Below are 23,010 nucleotides of genomic sequence, written 5' to 3' on the forward strand. Positions count from 1 at the left end.
GTTGAATATGAATAATTTTAAATGATAATGCGAAGTAAATTATTAAGTGTCAAATTTACAATTATTTTTTCCGTTTTTTATCTGTCTTTTCGGAACATATTATTCAGGATAGCCAGAAACAACAAAAATCAGACATGAAAATGCCTGCTCAAAATTGAAATAAAATTTTGATTTAAAAAAGATGAAGTAAACTCTCTTACTTTAAAGAGTGATTTTTGTACTTAAATTTGAAGAACAAGATAACTAAAGCAAGAATCAACGTTACGCCATTAGCTGCGATAACCGGGAAGGCATTTACTTTAATGCCATAAACCAGCCACATGATTACTCCTAAAGTAAAAATCAAGAACATGGCCAAAGACACATCTTTAGCAGATTTGGTTTTGTAGATTTGTAGTACTTGCGGCACAAAAGCAACTGTTGTTAATATGCCCGCTATGTATCCTAAGGTTTCCATAATTTTCTAGCGATAATCTCGTATGATTCAGATAGGTATTTTTCTAAAAATGAATCATATCTGCTAAAATAACGGAAAAATTATACTCATCAGTTCATTTTACCTAATAATCACAGGTAATACTTTGTATAGTACAATTTTTATAAAAACCTTATTCACTCAATAGCAATTGTCAATATTATCTCTTTGCGATAGCCTCATCTTCGTAAGCTACGGCTGATACCACTTTGTCTACTGGCTTTTTCCAGAATCTGAAAGCTATGCTTACACATAGTACACCAATTGCCAGCCACGCCAAGTCTGTGCCTGCAATAAAGTATTGTTGATTGGCAAATGTTTTCCAGAACCAATCACCTGTGGTAAGGCCATTGGCTAAAGGTACGACTAAAGAAAGAATGCCTCCTACATATAGATAATTGCGGGTAAGATTTGCTTCTGTTTTCCAGAATAGACCAATGATGGTGAAAAATAGCCACGATAAGAAAAAGGTAGTATTTACTAATGAAGCGTGGTTAGCTAAACTGCCCGGAATAAATCGTTCGGCCATAAACAAGATGGGTACTGCAGGAAATAAGCCAAAGCAAATAGCCAGGTAACTCATAGTTACTCTATGATGAAATAGCTTTTGTTTAACTGTATAGTTTTTCTTATTCCGAGCTTCTTTCCATAATAATACGCCACTGATTATGACAAAACAGGTAACAATGGCTAAGAAGAAATAGACAATTTTTAATAGTATCCCTCCAAATGTCGCAAAGTGTACGCCTGCAATGCCATATAGTACTGATTGAACATAGGTTTTCTTGCCGGGCATCATTTCTGCTAATACTCTACCATCTTTCAAACCGATAGCCAAAGCACCGTCTCCTGAAAAATAGGATGGGTCTTTGCCATAAACAGACAAGAGCGCATCTTCACGGCTAAAATGTTTGATATTGACTGTCTGCACCTCAAAACCCGGATATTGTGCTCTGATATTATCTAAGGTTTGATTGATACTGATGTTTTCATTAGAAAAAGGAGATTTTTCGTTGAGTTCAACCGCATCGTTAGGCCTTAGCATGGCTAAGACTTTCTTCTGGTCGCCACCGAAGAAGAGAAAGACTACAGGTAATAAGATTAGAATTGAAAGGATATAATAAGCCCCTGTAATGGCATACATCAGCTGAAATGGCAAACCTAATAAGCCAAAAACTGTGTGTGAACTCGTCCAGATTTGTTTGAGTGAGCCTTTTAGAGAGAAGCCGTAGAATTTGCTGACAATATTTCTCCAATGAATCAGCACACCTGTCAATACAGCAAATAGAAAAAACAGAGCTACAAAGCCGGAAACATATCGGCCAATATAAAAAGGAACCTGATCGAAAAAGTGGAGACGATAGAGTGTCTCTCCAATAGTAGTCGGCGGCTCTCCTATATTTAATTCATTGGTTTGTGGATAATACTCTCCATGAAAATGGTCTTCTCCATTTTTATCTTTGGTTGTAGTATGTCCAAAGAAACCTACTCGTGGTTTGTGTTTCGTTGGCATATACAAATACATATCATCATCCAGATTAAAATTTGGCTGCTTTTTTTTCAGAGTTTCAACCAAAGCATCATAATTAACCGATTGCGTAATAGGCTTTCTTGCCCTGGCATCTTCCCACTGATAAAATTCATCACGAAAGAGAGTAAAAGCACCCGCAAAGAATATTACATACAGCGCGAAACTGATGACTATACCCGAAACAGTATGGGTATGAAATACAATATTATAAGCTCTGTTGGGTAGTCCGCCTAGTTTCATGATAATCAGCGAGTAAGATAGATGATAATTGAAAAAAGAATAGTTAATAATATATATAAGCCCAATATTTTCCAGGCACTTTTAGAAAAAAAGGGCAGAATCATCAGGATGCCCCACAACAAGAATAGTGTAAATGTCGAGGTAAGCATCACGATATCCCGCCCATCGGTTGGTAATAAAGTAGCAATGAATAGATGAAATGTAATTGATAGAAAATATCCGCCTAAAATGGCAGTTGCGATTTTAATAGCTCTTTGTCCGGGGCTGGTTAAATATTCCTTTTTGGCAGGCATTATAGTAATAAGATAAATAATAGTTTAGGATTTACTGCTGAGACGCTCTCTGACAACCAAAGCTAGTTGTAAGGCAACAATAGCCAACATATATATACATAGGGCAAGCAAGACTCCACTTGCCCATCCCCAGTCTACAACCAATAAGCCTGTACCTGCTAAAATAAATATAAGATTTATCCAGGAATTACTTTTAATACTTTTAAAGCTTTTTGGAAAATACTTCGACTTCGAATAGTACAAAAAAGTGCCTATTGTTATCAATACGATAGAAATCATAGAATGGTTTGAATTTTAATGATGCAAATATTATATTTATTTAGACTAAATCCAAATAAAATAATACATTTGTGTTTTCAACTAAACACGAATGAAAACAACTATATTCTTATTTTTGCTTATACCCTATTATCTGCTTGCAAAAAATTTTTCTATCAAAGGTCAGATAAAAGGTGTTTCAGGAGAGCCTCTCTCCTATGTAAGTGTATCTTTAAAAAGTACAAATAAAGCTGCGCTAAGTGATAGCAGTGGCAAGTTTGAAATCAAAGGGATTGCTAATGGTGAATATGTGCTGATAGCTAGTTCTATTAGTTTTCAGACTGTTGAAAAGTTTGTTAGAGTAAATGGGTCTTCTTTGTTCGAAGAATTTATCTTGAAAAGCACAGATACTGAATTACAGGAGGTAGTGGTTACTCAGGAAAGGCAAAGCAGAATGCAGGAAACCAAGCCGATTGCTATTAAAAGTATTGAAATAAAGAATGTGATTACCCAAAATGTATTGCTGACTGATGTAATAGACCGGGTGTCGGGTGTAAGAATCCGACGCTCAAGTTCTTTGGGTGACCGTTCGGATATATCTATTAATGGTATCAGGGGAGATGCCATCAGGGTTTATATTGATGGGATTCCGATGGAACTGCTTTATCCTAACTTCGATATTTCGACCCTGCCACTTGGTAATGTAAAGCGATTGGATATTTATAAAGGTGTTTTACCTGTTGATGTAGGGACAGATGCATTAGGTGGTGGAATCAATATTATTACTGAGCAGAAATCCCATAATAGTCTGAGAGCTTCGTATAATGCAGGCTCATTTAATACACATCTGGCCGATATTAATCTGGGTCTGACTAATAAACAGAACTACTTTCTGAATCTTTCAGCAGCTTATAATCATTCAGATAATGATTATACCATGAAAGCCCTGGTTTATGAAACCAATAAGGTAGAAAAAGTAAAACGCTTTCATGATAAATTTCAGTTTTTCTATGGTGGTATTACAGCCGGAGTACATAGCAAGTCGTGGGCAGATGAATTACGATTGACGCTTAACTACTCAAAAGGTTATAAACAATTGCAAAATGGAGCCAGAATAACACATATTCCTTATGGAGAAGTTGAATATCATGCTGAGAATATAGCGGCGACTGTTAAATACGATAAATCGTTCCTGAATGAAAAAGTGATTTTCAGAACTATTGGCAATTTCAGTGACCAGTTATTGAATTACAGGGATACCACGACTAACGTATATAGCTGGAGTGGAAAAGTAGTAGGAACTAGTACTCCCGGCGAATATACTGGCGAACAACTGACAGATAATTATAGTCGTAGTCTGATTAACAGAAGCAGTCTGATTGTTCAATTAGCGCCGAAACATAAATTATTGGCTTCTAATCTCTATGCTTATCAGCGTCTGAAAGGCATAGATTATTTAGAGAAAAACATTGAGAAAGATTATCTGCGTATACCACAGTCTTTAACTAAAAATATCTCAGGTGTCCAATATGAAGGCCTTTATTTCTCTCATCTCACTTTTTCTGCGGCTATCAAAAGGTTTGACTTTATTCTTAACGGTGCAGAGAATAACACTTTTGTAATGGTAAAGAAAAAAGATGGTTTCTGGGGCTGGAATGTAGGCTTCAAATATGACATTAATGATAACATGTTTGCTCGTGCTTCCTACGAAAAAGGCTTTCTGATTCCTCAGTTTTATCAGTTTGTAGGGAATGGCGCAGATATTCTTCGCAATACTAACCTGATGCCTGAGAGTAGCAATAACCTGAATGCAGGCATTTCTTATTTAGATAAATCAGACCGATTATTCACCTTATCAGGTACCTTAAATGGTTTCTATCGCCGCCAGAATGATATTATATTTCTGGGAACCAGCATTGCAAGAATTTATGAAAACGCTGATCAGGTAAGAACGCTGGGTGTAGAGGGTGAAGCTACTGTAAGATATAATAAAGCTTTTAGCCTAAGCACCAATATTACGTTTATGCGTAAAAATTTTACAGAAGTAAAAGACCCCATGAATCAATATCTGCTAGGGGCGGCTTTCCCGAATAACCCGAATTTCTTTGGTAATGTAGAGTTTGCCTGGCAGAAGAATAACTTTGGTATTAAAAACGCGCTTTTCAGAGTTTATGCTTTCTACAATTATGTAGCACCTTTCAACCATATCCTGATAGGTAAAGACAATAGTATTAAAACTACTCCTGACTCCTTTGTGCCTGTGCAGCACAGAGTCGATGTGGGATGCTCTTATAAATTTCCAAAGCAAAATCTTACTGCTTCCATCAATGTGCTCAATGTACTAAATGCCGATTTGTACGATAACTTCCTGGTACCAAGAGCGGGTACAAACTTCAACGCGAAACTGATTTATGAATTATCTAAATTTTAAACATACAATGAAAATCAAACTCCTATTTGTTGCCTTACTAGCCAGTTTTGTAATTGCCTGTAAGTCGGATGAACCTACCAATCCGGCCGAAGAATCACCTTATTATCAGGATGGTTATCTGGTAGCCTCCACTTCAGAAACTACTGCCGGATTCAGCTATTTTGCAGGTTATTATCCTACTGTGCCATCGGGTAATATTGACCTTACTACTAAATCGAGCTATAATTACTTTTATCCAAGAGCCGTATGGAAGAACTTTATATTCAGCAATAACCTGAAAGGAGAAAACGTACTATCGAAACTGGCGGTTTCAAAACAAACCGGAACTGTAGTGGAAGTGGCTTCATTGCCTTTATTGACAGGGCTGAATCAGGTATTAATTATTTCTGATAATCTGGGCGTATATACTACGTGGGACAAAAAAGGCGTAACCCTTTTCAACCCGACTACTATGCAGAAAATAGCTGATGTAGATATGTCGAAAGCGAAGTCTACGGGCCTTTCAAGAGAAAACTATTCGCATCTGGTTTATAGAAAACAAGATAATAAGCTATTCCTCTTTGCAGTGGTTGACGACTTTAATACAGGCGCGTTTTATGATGCCTTAGATGTATATGCTGAAGTAGTGAACCTGGGTACAAATCAATGGGAAAAAACCTTGACTTTCCCGAATGCCACGTATCCGATTTCAAGAGGAATGGAGAATCCTTTGATTGACGAGCAAGGCAATATATTCGTGATTACGCAAGGACAATATGGTCTTGACGGACAAGTAGGGCCAAATTCAAGAAAAAGTTCAAGACCGAAAATCTTAAAGATTCCGGTAGGAACTACTGAGTTTGACCTTAATTATGCGTTTAATCCGGTTGATAAAATCGGGCAAACTAACCTATTATTTCAATTGATTCTTGGCGGTGTATATTATTCAAATGGTATTGCTTATGCCTGTATCTCAGGCCAGCAAGACCCTCCGGCTTTATTAGCCTTAATTGGTAAATTAGCTGCCGGAACAATTACAGAAACAGAATATGCGCAATTGAGAAAACTGGCATTTTATGGTGCTAATCAACGGTGGGCTAAGTTGGATTTAAATGCTCAAACGGCCACCATTATAACAGATATTCCACTGACTGCAGGCTTTGCCTATCCAAGTACCAGTGTTCATGATGGAAAAGTGTATTTGCAAACCTACAACGAAGATTTAAAAATGAATGGCTATTATGAGCATGACCCAGCCACCGGAACAAGTAAAAAGCTATTTGATTTAACAGCAGGAGGTTTAGCTACTAATTTGATAAAATTGACTAAATAAGGTAAAACTAAAATCCCCATCGAATAATGGGGATTTTAGTTTTATTTCAACCTCTCCTTCTCCAGACTCTGCAAACGAACCTCAAAAGAATCATTCTGTTTTTTCAATTGTATATTCTCTGATTTAAGTGTATCATTTCCTTTTTCTAAGGCCGATATCTTCTCATTCAATTCTTTAATAGCTTCTACCAGAACGGGTGTTAGACGGGCATAATCAACAGATTTAAAACCTTTAGCATCAGTTGTTACCATTTCGGGGTAAAACTGCTCTAATTCCTGTGCGATAAAGCCTGTCTGGCGTTGATTTGTGAATGACTGTTCAGGGAACTCCTGTATGCGCCAGTCATAATTAACACCTCTGAGTTGTAACACATTATTTAAAGAGTTTTGTAGAGAAGTAATATTCTTTTTATAACGTAAATCTGATACACAGTTATAGCTTGCGGCGCAAAGGTTGCCTGTAATATAAGCAGTGCCTTGTACCTGAAAATTCTCAGACCTTGCATCAAGGTTGGCCATTGAACGATTAATCCCAACCTTACTGTCTGAGAAATCCCCCCCAATTAAAGGTGTTGTCGAGATGGTATTATCAATATATAATTTATTACTGCCTGTTTCGCTATATCCGGCTTGTTGTCCGATGGCTACATTCCCACTACCAGAAGTATTTGAAAATAAGGCTTGATGTCCGATAGATACATTAGTAGAGCCTGAGGTGTTTCCTTGTGAAGCTCCATAACCAACCGCTACATTCAAACCGCCATTACCATTGCCCGCCAGGGTATTTCCACCCAAGGCGGTGTTAAAACCTCCGGTTGCATAACGCATAGCATAAGTGCCCACGGCTGTATTATAATTAGTGCTTGCTACTTTGCCAGCTGCGTCGTAACCTACCGCTACATTCAAATAACCTCCTACATTTTCATCAAGAGAATTGTTTCCTATAGCAATATTCCAATAACCTATGGTATTAGCATACAGGCTATTATTACCAATGCCTATATTAGAATTACCACTCGTATTAGAATACAATGAATAAACCCCTATTGCTGTATTATTATCACCAGCCATATCTGGTGAACTGGCATTATTATAAAGGGCCCTACGGCCTACTGCTGTATTGGCATCACGGGTATTTACTCTTAAGGCATCTTCTCCTACGGCCGTATTAAACTCTCCCAAAGGATGTTTGGCACTTATCTGGCTTGGTAGAATAGTAACGCTGCTGGAATTATTATGCAGATAATAATGGCCTTGCGAAAAAGCCAGGTTTGTGCTGATAAAAAGAAGTAAAATTGATTTTCTCATGTCAGTATGTATTGATAACTGACTGAAAGTAAGGGGTTTGTTTAGTTAAATAAAAGTATTTGCCAGAAAACCAATCTATTAATTTATTGAGTGGCCTCCTGCATAAAAAACAGCTTTATAAATATTTTTTATCAGGCTTGTGCCGAAACGACCTTATAACTATAAGCTAATCCCATAGCTACACTATTAAAATTATCGCCTGATTTAATCTTATGCTCACCAAAACGCCTGGTGAAAATATTCTTCAAAGGTCTTACCATAGAAGTACCACCCGTCATGAAAATAACGTCAATATCTTCCTGGCTAATCTGATATTTTTCTAAAAATGCCATCAGGTATTCCTCAATCTTATCCAGATTCTTATTAATGACTTCTTGTCCGAAATCGTCTATCGTAATAGATTCTTTGAAATCGATTTCATTCTGATTAAACTCAAAAGAAGTTTCATCGTTATAAGTGAGGTCCATTTTGCTTTTTTCTATCTGCTTGAAAAGAACGTATCCCAGATTATCCTCAATCAGGGTCAAAAGGTTTTTGACTTTAGGATTTTTACCGGTAAATCCATAAGATTTACTGATATTGGTTCGCATACGTAGCGTGTCCAGAAAGTTCATTTTCTCCCATGAGCAGATATTCTGGAAGTAAGACAAAGGCAAGTCTATTAATTTACCGGGGGTTATTTCTTCTTTTACGCCTCTGCCAAAGTGGCCAGTGCCTTTATGCCACATAATATCAGAATCGAAACTATCGCCACCGATATATATACCGCCTTGGGCAATCATATCAGCCCCTCTGTCAGCCTGATTAACGGCTTCAGGATTCAGACGCATTAATGAAAAATCAGAAGTTCCACCGCCAAAATCGGCTACTAATACCAATTCTTCTTTTTTAATCTGGCGCTCGTAGGTGAAGGCAGCCCCGATAGGCTCCATCTGGAAATAAAAATCGGTGAATCCGGCGATTCGTGCGGCTTTTGATAAGCGTTCTTGTGCTAAGGCATCTTTTTCAGAATTTTCATCAAATACTACAGGACGACCGATGACGGCAGTCGTAACATTTTCACCTAAGAATTCATCCGCCTGTTTTTTTAGATGAATCAGAATCAATGATACCAAATCTTCAGCCTTGTATCTTTTATAACCGATAACCGTATCTATAAAGCTTTTATTTGGTAATACCTTTTTAATAGACTTCATAAAGCGTCCACGTCTTCGGTTTTCCACATAGCGCTCTATGGCTTCATTGCCTATTGAAAAAGTAATTTCTTCACGTGCGCTTTTAGTTTCCGGGAAAAACAATAGTGAAGGGGTAGTGAATAATTTAACAACGTTGTTGGTTTTAGTATCAAGAATTACCAGGGCAGAGTTGGTCGTGCCAAAATCAATTCCGTAAATAAACTGACTCATGATTGAAAATTTCCGTGAAATATTAATGGGGAAAGGAACAACAGCTAAATTGATGGAAAAAGTTTCCCAGAGTGAAATAAAATGTTTGTAGAGACGATCGGTTCGCCGCGCGATGCATGGCGTCTTCATTGGTCTGTGGAGATGAGGCTAATGTCTATAGGTTTTATCCTTCAAACTATAATTGTTGGATTCTATAAACCCGGAAAGACGCATAGAATACGTTTTTACAAAAATGGATCTATTAAATCTGAGTTATATTTTACCTAACACCAACGGCGTTTGTCGCTAAAAAAACGGCTTGGTCTAAATTCACAGCAATATCCCTCTGAAACGAAAAATAGCCGATATATTTGCGCCCAGAAACACTACCGCAGGTGGAATGATTGATAAGAAGACTTTTATACGTTTCAATCTGATATTCTGGATACTCTACTTTTTATATGAATGGTTGGGTGGAGGCGCTATGACCGAAAACTATCATGCCTCTCTTATCAAAGCCTGCGTTTATATGCCAGCGGCATTTATGGTTTCTTATCTTTCAATTCATATCTTATTTGAAAAATACTTTCTGACAGACCGGAAGACCATTTTCTGGGTAGGTTTAATTTTCGTGGTCATTGTTTCTGTTTTTTTGAAGCGGGCTATTAATTATTATTACGTCTATCCCTATATAGAGCCACACCCTTATCCAAGTCCGTATCTTTATTTTCCTAAGTTGCTATATGAGTTTGTAAACCTGTACTTTCTCGTATTTCTTTATAGTATGTTCTATTTTATGCGGGGTTGGTATAAGCAGCAAGAAGCTATTCAGGACCTTAAACAAGAAAAGACCGCTGCCGAGTTAGAGCTATTGAAATCTCAGGTGCAGCCGCATTTTATTTTTAATACGCTCAATAGTATTTACGCCGAAGCCTTTAAGAAAAGTCCTGAAACAGCGCAGCAAATCATCAAACTATCCAATCTGATAGAATATACTTTGTATGATTCGAAGAAAGAAAAGGTTGCTTTGGAAGACGAGTTGAAGTATATCAGAAACTATGTTGATTTACAGAAAATAAGAATCGGTGATAAGGTGGATATATCGTTTAATATTTATAATAACATTAATCATATTCTGATTCCGCCGCTTTTGTTGCTACCTATTATTGAGAATTGCTTTAAGCATGGGGTGAATAATTCTATTAAGCCCTCGTGGCTGAGAATTGATATTTCTGTGAAAAAGAATGAATTGGTTGTAAAGGTTGAAAACAGTGTAGAGCCTGATGCGCAAAGCCCCAAACTGCATAATGGAGGTTTAGGTTTAAGTAATGTAGAACGACGATTGGCATTACTATATCCCGGCAAGCATGATTTTAAAATCTATAGTGAAGCGAATAGTTTTTTAGTGGTATTAAAATTAGTATTTGAATAATGGCTTACCGCTGTTTAATCATTGATGACGAATTGCCTGCAAGAGAGCTTATCAAGGCTTACCTCGAAGTTCTGCCCGACTTCGAGGTTGTTGGCTTGTTTGATAATGCTATCGATGGGTTTATTTATCTGCAAAGCAACGAAGTCGATTTATTGTTTCTGGATATTCAGATGCCCAAGATGTCGGGGTTAGACTTATTGAAAGCCTTGCACAAAAAGCCTAAAGTGATTCTGACAACCGCTTTTCGCGAATATGCAGTGGAGGCCTTTGATTTAGAGATATTCGACTATCTGGTAAAGCCTATCAGTCAGGAACGGTTTTTAAAGGCCATTTCTAAATTCCTGCACTTTCAGGAGATAACCAAGGCGGTTAATCCCGAGCCGAATGCTTTTAATCAAGCCTATTTGTTTCTGAAAGTCGATAAAGATCAGGTAAAGGTATTTCTGAATGATATTCTGTATATCGAGGGATTAAAGGACTATATCAAGGTTTTTACCAATGAGGGGCTATATGTAGTGTATGAGCGATTGGGTTATATGGAGGCTAAATTACCTGAATCAAAGTTTATCAGAGTACATAAATCGTTTATTGTAGCTATTGATAAAATCAGTACTTATAATAACGATTCCTTGAAAATTCAACAACAAGAAATACCCATCGGCCGGATGTATAAGCAGGTATTTCTGAATAAAATGGGAGGATAAGGGAGAAAGGAACAAGGAGAACGGAAAAAGGAAAAATTTTCTCCATTCTCTTGTTCCTTGTTCCGTTCTCCATGTGCCTTGTTCCAAAAATTAATATTTTAATTTAAACATTTATATGAAAAAAGTAGCATTAGTTTCATTCCTATTCAGTACGATAACTTATGTTTCATACGCTCAAGCCCCTGTAGAAACAAAAGCGCCAAACTCAGCTTATAAACCAGCTTTTGCCGGACAAACCAGAGCTAATGGCATAAAAACCAAAACCGCTTTTGGATTTAAAGTGCTTACCGAAAAACTGACCTCTCCGTGGGGTGTAAATAGTCTTCCGGATGGTAGATTGATTATTACAGAAAAAGCGGGCAACCTACGTATTGCCAAAACCAGTGGAGAATTAAGCAAACCTATCACAGGCTTACCAGCCGTAAACTCAGACGGACAAGGAGGTCTTTTGGGTATTACTATCGACCCGGCATTTGAAAAAAATCGAATGGTTTATGTAGTTTTCTCAGAAAATGTAGAAGGCGGAACACATACTTCCGTAGCGAAAGGAAAACTATCGGCTGATGAATCGAAAATTGAGGGTGCCACAGTTATTTATCGTGCAACACCTGCCCACAAGGGTACATTACACTATGGTGGCCGTATAGTATTTGATAAGAGTGGAAATCTGTTCATTAGTACAGGCGAACGCTCGGATATGGTAACTCGTCCGCAAGCGCAGGCGCTTAATTCAAGTTTAGGCAAAGTGATTCATATCACAACTGATGGCAAGCCTGTTGCCGGAAATCCATTCGAGGGGAAAGAAGGGGCGAAACCTGAATTGTATTCTTATGGACACCGTAATGTGCAAGGCTTGGCATTTCACCCGACAACGGGAGAGCTTTATTCCAATGAATTTGGACCGAGAGGTGGTGATGAAATTAACCATGTGCGCGCAGGTAAAAACTATGGCTGGCCTACTATTACTTATGGTATTGAATACAGCGGTAAAACCATTGGTGATGTGATTCAGCAAAAAGAGGGAATGGAGCAACCAGTCTATTATTGGGACCCGTCTGTATCACCAAGCGGGATGACGTTCTATAGTGGAGATTTGATTCCTGAGTGGAAAAACAATCTATTCGTTGGTTGCTTAAGCGGTATGCACATTGCTCGTCTGGTAATTGAGAACGATAAAGTGGTAGGTGAGGAGCGTTTGCTTTCGGAAGAATATCAACGTTTCCGTGATGTAACGCAAGGCAAAGATGGAGCGCTATACGCTATTACAGACCAGGGGAGGTTATATAGAATCGCGAAAAAGTAAGTTTTAGTTAAGTAAAATAAATTGTAATTAAAGTAGAAATCCCCTTATCATTAGGGGATTTTCTATTTATATGCTACCTAACTAATGCGCAGAAAAAAGATATATCAAAGCCGTTTAAATCAACGAACGAAACTACTTTTCTTCCGTAAAATGTTTCGGGCTCAATATTCATCGGAATATTTTTGCTTTTTAAGTTGTCGATAATCTCATCAACAGAATCAACGTTAAACCATAAGCTGATATTTTTTTTCTCTGAAATACCTTCTTCTTCGTCTATACCAAGCATAAAAGTAGCCTCCTGCCATGCCATTTCAGCCCAATTAAGGCCATAATCCTGAGGAGCTTCCCAAATATGATTGGTAGCGGTACACATAAAACCAATATTTCCATACCATGCCATTGTTGCATCTAAATCTTTCACTTTCAGAAAAGGAACACATTGTGCCATCGCCTTTAGTATTTATAGTGGATACATTATTTCAGGGTTAAATGCTCTCTGCAAACTCTTTGAGACTAATTGTCGGTTTACCCAATTCTTCCCATGTTTGCGCAGCTTCAAATTTTTCAGGGTATTTATTCAAAGCCTCTACAATATGGTATCCATAGTCAAATTTCTGTATGAAAAAGCCCATAATTTTCATCATAAACATAGGTGCCCACATGGTGTAGAGTTTCTCTTTTTTATAATGTTTGATAAAATACTTTGCTGCTTCCTCTTGCGTGAAAGCTTCCGGGCCTTGTATGACGTAATCTCTGCTCTCCTCTTTGAGAATCTTAAAGGAATTTGCTACTTGTCTGGCATAATCCTCTGCAGCGATATAATAAAGCGGGTATTCAGATTTCCCGCCGATCGCAATCATATTGCCTTGTCTTGACTGGTAGGCAATACTTTCCATAAAAGTAGAAGGATAGAAAATAGTATAAGGAATGCCAGATTCTTTGATTTTTCTGACGGCCTCCTGCTTGATTCTGAATATCCACCAATCAAAACCATTCATTCCCTGGTAGAGATGGACTAAAGATGAAAGGTAGGCTATTCGTTTAATATTTTGAGCTTTGGCAACCTTTATAATAGTATCTAAGCCTTGCTGCTCTGTATGAAATTCATTCTCTTTTTCAGTTTGAATTACTGATAGGCTTAGAAAAATGCCATCCTGACCCTTGATAGCTTTTTCTATATCAGCTTCATTCTTTAAATCTCCTTGAATGATATGCGCTTTCAGGAAGAGTTTTTGAGCAAGGGTTGAATCTCTTACCATTACAGTGACTTCAAATCCTGCATCAATTAATGCCTTGGTTACGGGTTTCCCAAGCAGTCCTGTTGAACCAAAAACTACTATCTTTTTCATAAGGTTATGCGATAAAAAGAGATATTTGACGACGAGTCAAAGTTATCTGATTTAGTCCCTCAAGGCAAACAAAATTTAGATGAAGGGAAAACTTTATTTATCTTTACCGCAGGAAAAACTAAAGAAAATAAGATGAACTACATTGCTTTTGATGACGCTCAGATAAGAAATCAATTGAAACCCTTTACTTTTACCAAGCCCGTAGCCGGAATCAGGTGTGGGATTCTGACCATTGGCCAGAAATGGGAAAAGACATTAGAAACTACCATTTCCTATCTGACCGAAAACTACCTGCAAGAGAAATTTACACATATCAGCACCAACGATAATATCTACATCAACGGAAGTGTCTGCCCCAATTCTAGTATTCTGAGATTAATCCACCACTTAAAAGACGGAGAAAAATTAATTAATCAAGGTATTGTTTTAGCTATTAGAACTTCTCAGACACTCACTTTCCCGATTGATTATACCTCGTTTAATACTGTAGAACTTTTAGATGTTCAATCAACAATCGCACAAAATCTGTTAGGCCCTCAGCCAACAATCATACAAAATCTGCCGGATATTTATTTGAAAAACGGCGACCAGATAAAAGCTGATTTTCCATTAATTACCAAAGGCCGACAATCACAGACTATTACAGACCCATTTACCCGTATCTATGCTCCTGAAAATGTTTTTGTAGAAGCAGGAGCAAGTATTAAGGCAGTTATTATTAATGCCGAAAACGGCCCTGTATATATCGGAAAGAATGCAACTATTCAGGAGGGAGCAATTATTATTGGTCCATTCTCTGCTGATGAAGGAAGTATTGTGGCTTGGGGCGCTAAAATGCGGGCAAATACCACACTAGGGCCTTTTTGCAGAGCAGGAGGTGAGGTTGGTAATTCGATTCTATCGGCTTATAGTAACAAAGCACACGATGGTTTTCTGGGTAATTCGGTCATAGGAGAATGGTGTAATTTAGGTGCCAACACCAATAATTCTAACCTTAAAAACGATTATTCTGATGTAAAACTTTATAGTTATGTTACTAATCGCTTAGAGAAAAGCGGTGAACTATTCTGCGGTCTTTTCATGGGTGATTACACCAAAGCAGGTATAAGCACCATGTTCAATACAGGTACGGTAGCAGGAGTATGTTCCAATATTTTCGGGGCAGGTTTTCAGGATAAGCATATTCCGTCTTTTAAATGGGGAGGCGTAGATTCAGGTTATGCGCTTTACCGATTCGATAAAGCCATGCAGGTAATCAACGAAACCATGAAACGGAGAGATAAACAACTGTCAGGAACCGACCTGCAAATTCTTCAATACATTCACGATACAGAGTCTTCTATTTGGTAAGAATCTCGTAACTTTGCACTATGCTTTTTCGTGAAATCACAGGTCTTTCTGATATTAAACAATCGCTTATTGGTACGGTAGCCAATAACCATGTGGCGCATGCCCAGCTATTTCATGGAAATGAGGGGACGGCAAACTTATCATTGGCGTTGGCTTATGCTACTTATGTGAATTGTGAAGATAAACAGGCTGATGATGCCTGTGGCCGATGCCCAAGTTGTATAAAGATGAGCAAGCTGGCGCATCCTGATGTTAATTATCTTTTCCCGACAGCCGGCGGTAAAAGTGTACTTTCTGAAAACTTTATGCCGCAATGGCGTGATTTTGTGAAAGAAACCCCTTTCGGTAATTTATCTGACTGGCTAGAGAAAATCGGCGTAAAACAAGGGAATATACCTGCTGAAGAAGCCCGACAATTAATTCAGAAACTTTCGCTGAAATCATATGAGGGTGGTTATAAAATTGTGATTATCTGGAATGCTGAATGCTTGCATAATACGACAGCTAACGCTCTGCTTAAAATTCTGGAAGAACCCCCTGAGCAGACGCTGTTTCTATTAATAGTGAATAGCATGGAGCGCTTACTGACTACTATTATCTCTCGTACGCAAAGAGTAGCAGTCAGGACTTTTTCGGAGGCTGAAATTATTGAGTATTTATTGAAGTATCAGGATATTTCGCAGGAAAGAGCTAAACAGATTGCCTTTCTATCAGAGGGTAATTTACATAGGGCTTTAGAGATTGTTGATAAGTCGGAAGATGATGACCATGCCTGGTTTGCTAATTGGATGCGTATGTGTTATGCCCTGAATCTGCAGAAACTGGTGCCTATGGCTGATGAATTTGATGCTAAAAGCAAAGAGCAGCAGAAAGGAATGTTGGAATATGGTCTGGGCATATTCAGAGAGATTTTTCTGTACCGGAATGGAGGAGAATCGCTTATCAGATTAGAGAACGATGAACTGATTTTTGTACAGAAATTCTCAGCGGCTATCAATCTCAATAATTTAGAACAGATCACAGAAGTGCTCAGCGAATCGCATTTTCATCTGGAGCGAAACGCCAGGGCTAAAATAGTGTTTTTAGACATCTCGTTAATTATAGCAAGGTTAATGATGAAAGGATAATAGATTATGAAAATAAAAATCGGGACTCGCGGGAGTAAACTGGCTTTATGGCAGGCTTACTATGTAGAAGATAAGCTCAAAGCCAAGGGAGTAGAGACAGAAATAGTGATTATCGAAACCAAAGGCGATAAAATACTCGATCGCTCTTTATCAAAAATCGGGAGCAAGGGAGTTTTTACTGAGGAACTCGAAGACCAGCTTCGCACCGGTGAGATTGATATAGCGGTACATTCAGCTAAAGATTTACAATCCGAATTAGCTTCTGATTTAGAATTGATTGCCTTTACAGAGCGCGAGCAGGTGAATGATGTGATGGTAAGCTATAATAAGAACTTATCACTACAAAGTGGTGAGAGTTTTGTGGTAGGTACTTCATCAACCCGTCGGGTAGCTATGTTGAAGCATTATTATCCGCATATTCAGATAGTTGATATGCGTGGTAATTTGCAGACACGCCTACGTAAACTAGAAGAAAAACAATGCGATGCCTTATTGTTAGCCTATGCAGGAGTACATCGGATGAATTATGATGATTTGATTGTAGAGCATCTTTCATTGGGTGAATTCGTGCCGCCGGTAGGGCAGGGATGTGTAGCGATTGAGGCAGCCAAAACGTTGGAAGATGAGAAGAGATTGATGATAGGCATGTTAATCAATGATGCACAAACAGAAAAATGTCTTCGGGCAGAAAGGGCTTATCTGAAGAGATTGCAGGGAGGATGTTCAATCCCTTCATTTGGTAGAGTCACGTTTGAAGAAAATGAGGATGGAGGACTTCATCTGAAAATGACAGCCGGATTGATCAGTTTAGATGGACAAAAATTAATAAAGGTCATAGAAGAAGGTTCTGTCGATGACCCAAGTGGATTAGGCGTAAGAGTAGCCGAAAATGTATTAGCTAACGGAGGGATTGAGATTCTGAAAAATATCCGGGAAGGATTAGCGCAATAAAAGCAAATGCCCAATTATAGGATTGGGCATTTTGTTACTTTTTTAAATAGTTCCTGACAAATTCAACCCAATCGGCTTCTTTTTCACTGATTTTAACATCGGGGGCGATACCTACATTATCTATAGGATTTTGTGGCAAACGTGCGCTTTTTGCCAGAGCAAAAGCTACCCGCCACCCATAACAAGGCATACCCCAGTCTCTTACTTCTATATAATCGGCTAAACCTTTTGTATTTTCGCCGAAAACTATGGTTTTCTTACTTTGTTTCGCTTCCAGAATAAATTGTTCTGCCGTGCTGGCTGTATTTTTATTGACAAGAAAAGCTACTTTTTTCGGATTAGGTGCTACGCTTGCTAAAGGAAATTCCTTATCCGGCCCGTTCACAAATCTTCCGCCATTTGCTTCCATTAATCGCAATACCTGCTGTAGTTTAGGAGAAAGACGTTCTTTATAGGCAGGGTAACTCTGAATTGCTTCTAATTCATGTCTTACGGAAACAGTATTTTCAAAGGTTGAACGGAATACACCTCCCTTTCTTACTATACTACTAGTATTAATATAAGGAAATAAAGATTCATAGGCAGCATCATCACCACCAGGATTATTCCTTAAATCAATAATCAGATTTGGCGAATTATCCAGGATATGCTTGTTGCTGCTAATCATTTCCTTGATGTATTCCGGGCCATTGACTAATGTAAAAGGGGGAAGCACAAATAAGGCCGTTTCATTGTCTAATTGTTCGATTCTGAAATCAACAATTCTTTGTTTAATATCCTCATCACTCACTTCTTCTTTCGGAATCGGAAATACCTTAATGAATTTGTAGAGGTTTTCCATAATCAGAAAATTCTTTACCTCCCTTGTAAAACTCGTTTCAGTTGAAAAATCAGCGTAGTAATATTTTGTTGTATAGCGTAAAGGCGTGACCTGAGTCATTTCAAACTTTACTTTGCCTGTTTTCCAGGTGGCATCTCTGTCGGCTAATAAGAAGCCTGTGTATTTCTTAGGGTCTTTTTTATCTTTTAAGATGCCTACTTTATAGGCTTTATCATCACTTTCCCATATTCCCTCTGCATTATCCAGTTTTCCCTCATTCTCTTTCAGGTATTGTGTGAAACTTATCTCGTTGTAGGATAATACCGGAACTTTGCTTGCGCGGGTAGCTACCACTTCGGGGCTATCATCGATAGTATAAGGAGTGATAGGGGTAATGAATACATGGCCATCCTGAAAAAAATCGAACCACTTTTTCAGATGATAGAAGCACTCTCGGTCGTTGGTAATGCCTTTGGCTTTTTCTTTGATTTCGGCAGATAGCTGGTCGAAAGCAGTCTGGTTGTCGGGCCTTACTTTATCAGACCAACCGGCATAGTTATCTTTTAATTTCTGATAGGCAAAATCGAAGTTCTGAGAGCATAGGCAGGTTTGTTGAGCAAAAACTGCATGACTACTCAGTAGCGCAAAAAAGGCTAATATTAACTGATTCTTCATTGATTTTAGCACGGTAAAAGCACGTTATATGCCTTTAAAATGGGTTATTGATACAATAAACCTCTTTGCTAAAATCGTGCCTAAAAATGATTACCAGCTTGGAAATACTTTACTGCCATCTTCGGTATTCTCGATTTTCAGATAAGTTTGTATTTCCTGTTGCAATTCATCTACGTGTGAGATGATACCGACAATACGGTTTTCTTTACGGAGAGACTTTAAAGTTTCGAAAACAATCAATAAAGATTCACGGTCTAAGGAGCCAAAACCCTCATCCAGGAAGAAAAAATTATGTTTAGATTGTACGCGATTATGGATATTATCGGCTAATGCCAGCGCTAAAGATAAAGCCGCCTGAAATTTCTGTCCGCCCGATAAGGTTTTGAGTAGCCGAGTTTTGCCACCATTCAGTAAGTCTCTTACTTCAAAATCATTATCGGCATTTACTTCCAGATGCAATTGATGGCGAGTCATACGATGGAAACGTTCGTTGGCAGCATGTGAAAGATTTTTGAGATAAATACTCGAAACGAAATCTACGAACCCATTGGCTTTAAAAAGTTTGTAGAGCGTATCTAGGTTATCTTTTCTGATTTCTAATCTTTTCTTATCGGCTAATAATCTTTGTTTATTTTTCAGATTCTCTTTTCCATTTTCAATCTCTTTTTCCAGACTACCCTCTTCTTTCTTTAGCTCATTGAATCTGACTTCATTGGTTTTGATAGCCTGTTGAATTAAAGTATGTCTTTCAGGTTCGTATTGTTTGCCCTCAGCGTCTTTGGTCAATTGTTCGAAAGCTTGTTGGGTAGCCTGTAAATCAGTCTGGAATGCCTGTATTTCTTTGCGTTCTTTATCAATCAACAAGTTTTGCCGCAGAATGGCTAATACCTCTTCGTCCGACTCAAAACCATCTATCTTCAGTTGATTATTTATATTTTGCTGAATTAATTCTAATGCTTTTGCATGGTTTTCAAGGTTTGCCTGAAGTGTTTTCTGGCTGCCTTCAATACCTTTGATGTTTCCTTCTATCTTCCGATGCTCTTCATCCAAACGGTTAAAGGTTTCTACAATTCTTTTGTGAGTGGTTTCTATTTGCAAGCGTTGGGCCTCTATCTCTTCAAGGTTTGTATTTTCAAAATCTTTCCAATGGAACAGGCTTAATTGATTTAATAGAGAGGTTTTTTGCCCTTCAAAACCTGCTAATTGTTCGGTCAGGATATTCAGGCCTCTTTCAAATTTGTCTGTTTTCTCCACATTCTCTCTTTCGATGTCTAAGCCCAATTTTTTCGTGGTCTTCCCAGCCAACTCTAATTCTGCCCGTAGACTTTCTTTTTTGGCAGTCAGTTGTCTGATTTTAGTGTCAAAATCTTCATTTGAACTTAACACATCAGGATGATGCAAAGAACCACATAATGGACAAGGTTCACTATCTTTTAAGGCATCAGCAAATTGTTGAAGCGATTTCTGCACTTTCAGGTGTAATAGTTCTTCATCAATTTTCTGTTCTATTTTTTGTTCTTTGAGTTCCAGCTTTCGTTTTTCGAGTTGTTGCTCGTGTATATTTTTATCCTGAATTAACTTTTGAATCAATTCTTCTTTGGCCCTGAGCATCTCCTTGCCCTTAGTGATTCTATCTTGTAGTGTGTTTTTTTCTCTATCAAGGTTGTTTAAGCCTTTCAGCACACTTAATTCTTTCGCTTTAGCCAGATATTCTTCGCGTTTATCGTAATCAGGCTTTATTGCGTTTAATTCATTCAGAAGAGTTTGTAAGCGTTGCTGATTTTGTGTTAATACTGTCTGATTTTTTTCTGCTTCTGCCTTGTCCCTTTTATAATCTACCTCTTTGGCTATCTTCTGCTCAAATAAAAATTTAAAGTTGATAACGCACTTTTCGTATAATTTTAGCCTTTCATCGCGTTGTTTAAACCATTTTTCCTGTTCTTTGAGTGCTTCTAATTTGTGAGTGGTATTGCTTAAATTGGCGAATAGTTTCAGTAGCTCTTCCTGCTGTTTTTCCTCTTTGCGTTGTTGCTGCAATTCTATATCTATACTTTTGCTAAACTCTCTTTTGAGTTTTAAATCGTGTTCTTTTTGTTCAATCACTTCGGGCGTTTCTTCGCCTAAACTTAGCAATTGCCCATCAACTATGTTTAATTCTGATGTGTTTCGCTCTATTAATCGCTTGTTTTTTTCGAATAAGTCAAACTTTTCAAGGCCGAAAAGTACTTTCATCATTTCCGAACGTTCTTTGCCCTTGAGTTCTATAAACTCCTGAAAATTGCCTTGGGGGATAATGACCGTCCGGCGGAAGTTCTCGTAGCTTAGACCAATTACCCGCTCGGCTACATCATCAGTTGTAATCGGGCTCCAGTTATCGTCCATCCACTGATAAGCCTTACGTTCTATATTTACCTCTTTAAAATTCCTGCGATTCCTTCTGCCTCTTACGTAAAATCTATATTTATTATCTTCTTTTCCGGCCAGACAGGTAAAATCAATTATCAACTCGTCAGAGCTAAGGTTAGTCATATTATAATACCTATCATCGCCCGATTTATTCAGGCGTTCAGTATCACCATAGAGCGCAAACATAATGGCCTCCAGTACGGAAGATTTACCACTGCCTACCGAGCCGAAGATGCCAAATAGAGAAGCACTCGTCAGGTTGTTGAAATCAATTTCCTGTTCAGTTTTATAAGAATAAAGACCTTTTATCTTTAAATGTTGAGGTATCATCGTTGGATTGAGTTGTTTACTGTTCGTTCCCTTCTGCCAATACTTCTTTTAGCAATAGCATGAGTTCATCGGATACTTCCTGCCCTTTTTTATTTCTGAAATATTCTTCAAAGAGTTTTTCAACACCCATCGAAAGGTCTATTGCCATACCTTCGCTGTCTACGCCATTCAGATTTTTGATTTCCGGGATAATCTGTATCAGGCCATCATGAGCATCTAATAAACGTTTTTTCTCACTTGCTTCTAAATATTTATCCGAAACTATGGTTAGTTGAATCAATGCATCAGGATTCTCTGCAAGCCAAACCAGGGCATCATCAATATTATCAAATTTATTTTTCAATAATACTTTGCCTTTGGTTAAGGCGATGGGTTTATAATTAACCAAACGACCTGCTTCGGCTTCCAGCAATACCACATATTTAGTCTGATTAGCTTCTGAGAAACTATAGGCCAATGGGCTGCTTGAATAGATAACCGGACAAGGTGCGGTATCTATTACTTGATAACGATGCAAATGCCCCAACGCAATATAATGTACTTGCGAGGGCACATTTTCGGAATAGATAACTGATGCGCCACCAATGTGCAGAATAGGGCGTTCATCTTCGGGTTCTTCGGGCATTTCACCCCCTTTTTTCATGAAGAACAGGTGAGAAACCATCAGATTGAAACCCTCATCATCCATATATAAATCAGCTAAACCCTGCCAGTGGTTTTGCAGATGAACCCGCAGGGCATCTTCTGTTTCTATCACTCCCAAAAATGTTTTTAGGCGTTGCTCATTGGCATAGGGTGTCAATAAAACACGTAAGGGAAAATCACAGCCTGGTATTTTTATTTCTATATAGCCTACGTCAACGCTTGTGACCTCTAATCCTGCTCTGGTTTTAATGGGTTTTACGATAAAATTCGGGAAGCCTGCAAAGACAATCCCACAGGCACGGGCGAGAGCATCAGGCACTTCGATGCGTTCGGGAGAGTCATGATTGCCTGCAATGGCTACTATGGCACGGCTACCATTGGCTGAAAGCCGATGGAGGGTAGAATATAATAATTCCATCGCTTCGGACGACGGATTGAAATTATCAAATAAATCTCCGGCTACTATCACGGCATCTACGGCCTCACGCTCGGCAATCTCACAGATTTCTTCCAGAACCTCTCGTTGTTCGTCCAAACGGTGGTAATTGTCTAGTCTTTTTCCTAAATGCCAGTCAGCAGTATGTAAGATTTTCATTGCTTTTGTTTAGGTTATAAGACTTTTGTTAATAAAAAAGCCACCAATTTCTAAAAATGAGTGGCTTTCAATTGATTATATCAAAACTTGA

At 38.2% G+C, this 23,010-nt stretch carries 19 protein-coding genes; 8 read left to right on the forward strand and 11 right to left on the reverse strand.

The window, feature by feature from the left end; genetic code table 11:
- Window positions 1-196: 196 nt before the first annotated feature.
- The 4 genes from D0T08_RS14035 to D0T08_RS14050 all read right to left on the reverse strand — a co-directional run bounded on the left by D0T08_RS14035 (window position 197) and on the right by D0T08_RS14050 (window position 2,818).
- Window positions 197-457, reverse strand: coding sequence for a SemiSWEET transporter (locus D0T08_RS14035; protein WP_116983279.1), 261 nt, complete (start codon window positions 455-457; stop codon window positions 197-199).
- A 178-nt stretch (window positions 458-635) separates the two neighbouring features.
- A complete protein-coding gene (locus D0T08_RS14040) occupies window positions 636-2,246 on the reverse strand; it encodes a PepSY domain-containing protein (RefSeq protein ID WP_116983280.1) in 1,611 nt (536 codons plus the stop codon).
- A 5-nt stretch (window positions 2,247-2,251) separates the two neighbouring features.
- Window positions 2,252-2,539 carry a hypothetical protein gene (locus D0T08_RS14045; RefSeq protein WP_116983281.1) on the reverse strand — a complete coding sequence of 96 codons (288 nt, stop codon included), beginning with the start codon at window positions 2,537-2,539 and terminating at the stop codon, window positions 2,252-2,254.
- A gap of 24 nt (window positions 2,540-2,563) precedes the next feature.
- The gene (locus tag D0T08_RS14050; protein WP_116983282.1) at window positions 2,564-2,818 is read right to left on the reverse strand and encodes a hypothetical protein; all 255 of its coding nucleotides are present in this window, start codon (window positions 2,816-2,818) and stop codon (window positions 2,564-2,566) included.
- Window positions 2,819-2,909: 91 nt separating this feature from the next.
- On the opposite strand from D0T08_RS14050, the gene D0T08_RS14055 reads away from it, so the two are divergent.
- Window positions 2,910-5,228, forward strand: a complete 2,319-nt coding sequence (locus tag D0T08_RS14055) for a TonB-dependent receptor (protein ID WP_116983283.1) — start codon at window positions 2,910-2,912, stop codon at window positions 5,226-5,228.
- 7 nt (window positions 5,229-5,235) lie between these two features.
- Entirely contained in the window at window positions 5,236-6,540 is a 1,305-nt protein-coding gene (locus D0T08_RS14060) for a hypothetical protein (RefSeq protein ID WP_147322776.1), read from the forward strand.
- Between the two features lie 41 nt (window positions 6,541-6,581).
- Here the strand turns inward: D0T08_RS14060 and D0T08_RS14065 are convergent, their stop codons facing one another.
- Window positions 6,582-7,847: a tail fiber domain-containing protein gene (locus tag D0T08_RS14065; protein WP_116983285.1), complete on the reverse strand. Its 1,266-nt coding sequence runs from the start codon at window positions 7,845-7,847 to the stop codon at window positions 6,582-6,584.
- Window positions 7,848-7,978: 131 nt separating this feature from the next.
- Window positions 7,979-9,253 carry an Hsp70 family protein gene (locus tag D0T08_RS14070; RefSeq protein ID WP_116983286.1) on the reverse strand — a complete coding sequence of 425 codons (1,275 nt, stop codon included), beginning with the start codon at window positions 9,251-9,253 and terminating at the stop codon, window positions 7,979-7,981.
- 379 nt (window positions 9,254-9,632) lie between these two features.
- Here D0T08_RS14070 and D0T08_RS14075 point away from each other — a divergent pair, with 379 nt between their 5' ends.
- From D0T08_RS14075 to D0T08_RS14085, 3 genes are all read left to right on the forward strand, one after another.
- A complete protein-coding gene (locus D0T08_RS14075; protein WP_116983287.1) occupies window positions 9,633-10,664 on the forward strand; it encodes a sensor histidine kinase in 1,032 nt (343 codons plus the stop codon).
- Window positions 10,664-11,368, forward strand: coding sequence for a LytTR family DNA-binding domain-containing protein (locus D0T08_RS14080; protein WP_116983288.1), 705 nt, complete (start codon window positions 10,664-10,666; stop codon window positions 11,366-11,368). Before D0T08_RS14075 ends, D0T08_RS14080 begins: the two co-directional genes overlap by 1 nt.
- Before the next feature lie 115 nt (window positions 11,369-11,483).
- The gene (locus tag D0T08_RS14085) at window positions 11,484-12,671 is read left to right on the forward strand and encodes a PQQ-dependent sugar dehydrogenase (RefSeq protein WP_116983289.1); all 1,188 of its coding nucleotides are present in this window, start codon (window positions 11,484-11,486) and stop codon (window positions 12,669-12,671) included.
- A 73-nt stretch (window positions 12,672-12,744) separates the two neighbouring features.
- Here D0T08_RS14085 and D0T08_RS14090 read toward each other — a convergent pair whose 3' ends face one another.
- Together D0T08_RS14090 and D0T08_RS14095 are read right to left on the reverse strand one after the other, a co-directional pair.
- Complete coding sequence (locus tag D0T08_RS14090) at window positions 12,745-13,119, reverse strand: glyoxalase/bleomycin resistance/extradiol dioxygenase family protein (RefSeq protein ID WP_116983290.1); 375 nt, start codon at window positions 13,117-13,119, stop codon at window positions 12,745-12,747.
- 37 nt (window positions 13,120-13,156) lie between these two features.
- Window positions 13,157-14,020, reverse strand: a complete 864-nt coding sequence (locus D0T08_RS14095) for an SDR family oxidoreductase (RefSeq protein ID WP_116983291.1) — start codon at window positions 14,018-14,020, stop codon at window positions 13,157-13,159.
- Window positions 14,021-14,152: 132 nt separating this feature from the next.
- Between D0T08_RS14095 and D0T08_RS14100 the strand changes: the two genes are divergently transcribed.
- From D0T08_RS14100 to hemC, 3 genes are read left to right on the forward strand one after another with little or no spacing between them, the layout of a single operon-like run.
- Complete coding sequence (locus D0T08_RS14100) at window positions 14,153-15,370, forward strand: putative sugar nucleotidyl transferase (RefSeq protein ID WP_116983292.1); 1,218 nt, start codon at window positions 14,153-14,155, stop codon at window positions 15,368-15,370.
- A gap of 20 nt (window positions 15,371-15,390) precedes the next feature.
- Window positions 15,391-16,497 carry a DNA polymerase III subunit delta' gene (gene holB, locus D0T08_RS14105; RefSeq protein WP_116983293.1) on the forward strand — a complete coding sequence of 369 codons (1,107 nt, stop codon included), beginning with the start codon at window positions 15,391-15,393 and terminating at the stop codon, window positions 16,495-16,497.
- 6 nt (window positions 16,498-16,503) lie between these two features.
- Window positions 16,504-17,448, forward strand: coding sequence for a hydroxymethylbilane synthase (hemC, locus tag D0T08_RS14110; RefSeq protein ID WP_116983294.1), 945 nt, complete (start codon window positions 16,504-16,506; stop codon window positions 17,446-17,448).
- Window positions 17,449-17,482: 34 nt separating this feature from the next.
- Here the strand turns inward: hemC and D0T08_RS14115 are convergent, their stop codons facing one another.
- From D0T08_RS14115 to D0T08_RS14125, 3 genes are all read right to left on the reverse strand, one after another.
- Window positions 17,483-18,943 (reverse strand): S41 family peptidase, encoded by a 1,461-nt coding sequence (locus D0T08_RS14115; RefSeq protein WP_116983295.1) that lies wholly within the window; start codon window positions 18,941-18,943, stop codon window positions 17,483-17,485.
- A 90-nt stretch (window positions 18,944-19,033) separates the two neighbouring features.
- The gene (locus tag D0T08_RS14120; protein ID WP_116983296.1) at window positions 19,034-21,679 is read right to left on the reverse strand and encodes an SbcC/MukB-like Walker B domain-containing protein; all 2,646 of its coding nucleotides are present in this window, start codon (window positions 21,677-21,679) and stop codon (window positions 19,034-19,036) included.
- 16 nt (window positions 21,680-21,695) lie between these two features.
- A complete protein-coding gene (locus tag D0T08_RS14125; protein WP_116983297.1) occupies window positions 21,696-22,919 on the reverse strand; it encodes an exonuclease SbcCD subunit D in 1,224 nt (407 codons plus the stop codon).
- Window positions 22,920-23,010: the final 91 nt, after the last annotated feature.

This window comes from Emticicia sp. C21, from assembly GCF_003418935.1.
In the GTDB taxonomy this organism is placed as follows: Bacteria; Bacteroidota; Bacteroidia; order Cytophagales; family Spirosomataceae; genus Emticicia.

What these genes read in the sequence shown, in the direction of transcription:
- D0T08_RS14035 (WP_116983279.1), bottom strand. Translation starts at nt 457, where the DNA reads ATGGAAACCTTAGGATACATAGCGGGCATATTAACAACAGTTGCTTTT.
- D0T08_RS14040 (WP_116983280.1), bottom strand. Translation starts at nt 2,246, where the DNA reads ATGAAACTAGGCGGACTACCCAACAGAGCTTATAATATTGTATTTCAT.
- D0T08_RS14045 (WP_116983281.1), bottom strand. Translation starts at nt 2,539, where the DNA reads ATGCCTGCCAAAAAGGAATATTTAACCAGCCCCGGACAAAGAGCTATT.
- D0T08_RS14050 (WP_116983282.1), bottom strand. Translation starts at nt 2,818, where the DNA reads ATGATTTCTATCGTATTGATAACAATAGGCACTTTTTTGTACTATTCG.
- D0T08_RS14055 (WP_116983283.1), top strand. Translation starts at nt 2,910, where the DNA reads ATGAAAACAACTATATTCTTATTTTTGCTTATACCCTATTATCTGCTT.
- D0T08_RS14060 (WP_147322776.1), top strand. Translation starts at nt 5,236, where the DNA reads ATGAAAATCAAACTCCTATTTGTTGCCTTACTAGCCAGTTTTGTAATT.
- D0T08_RS14065 (WP_116983285.1), bottom strand. Translation starts at nt 7,847, where the DNA reads ATGAGAAAATCAATTTTACTTCTTTTTATCAGCACAAACCTGGCTTTT.
- D0T08_RS14070 (WP_116983286.1), bottom strand. Translation starts at nt 9,253, where the DNA reads ATGAGTCAGTTTATTTACGGAATTGATTTTGGCACGACCAACTCTGCC.
- D0T08_RS14075 (WP_116983287.1), top strand. Translation starts at nt 9,633, where the DNA reads ATGATTGATAAGAAGACTTTTATACGTTTCAATCTGATATTCTGGATA.
- D0T08_RS14080 (WP_116983288.1), top strand. Translation starts at nt 10,664, where the DNA reads ATGGCTTACCGCTGTTTAATCATTGATGACGAATTGCCTGCAAGAGAG.
- D0T08_RS14085 (WP_116983289.1), top strand. Translation starts at nt 11,484, where the DNA reads ATGAAAAAAGTAGCATTAGTTTCATTCCTATTCAGTACGATAACTTAT.
- D0T08_RS14090 (WP_116983290.1), bottom strand. Translation starts at nt 13,119, where the DNA reads ATGGCACAATGTGTTCCTTTTCTGAAAGTGAAAGATTTAGATGCAACA.
- D0T08_RS14095 (WP_116983291.1), bottom strand. Translation starts at nt 14,020, where the DNA reads ATGAAAAAGATAGTAGTTTTTGGTTCAACAGGACTGCTTGGGAAACCC.
- D0T08_RS14100 (WP_116983292.1), top strand. Translation starts at nt 14,153, where the DNA reads ATGAACTACATTGCTTTTGATGACGCTCAGATAAGAAATCAATTGAAA.
- holB (WP_116983293.1), top strand. Translation starts at nt 15,391, where the DNA reads ATGCTTTTTCGTGAAATCACAGGTCTTTCTGATATTAAACAATCGCTT.
- hemC (WP_116983294.1), top strand. Translation starts at nt 16,504, where the DNA reads ATGAAAATAAAAATCGGGACTCGCGGGAGTAAACTGGCTTTATGGCAG.
- D0T08_RS14115 (WP_116983295.1), bottom strand. Translation starts at nt 18,943, where the DNA reads ATGAAGAATCAGTTAATATTAGCCTTTTTTGCGCTACTGAGTAGTCAT.
- D0T08_RS14120 (WP_116983296.1), bottom strand. Translation starts at nt 21,679, where the DNA reads ATGATACCTCAACATTTAAAGATAAAAGGTCTTTATTCTTATAAAACT.
- D0T08_RS14125 (WP_116983297.1), bottom strand. Translation starts at nt 22,919, where the DNA reads ATGAAAATCTTACATACTGCTGACTGGCATTTAGGAAAAAGACTAGAC.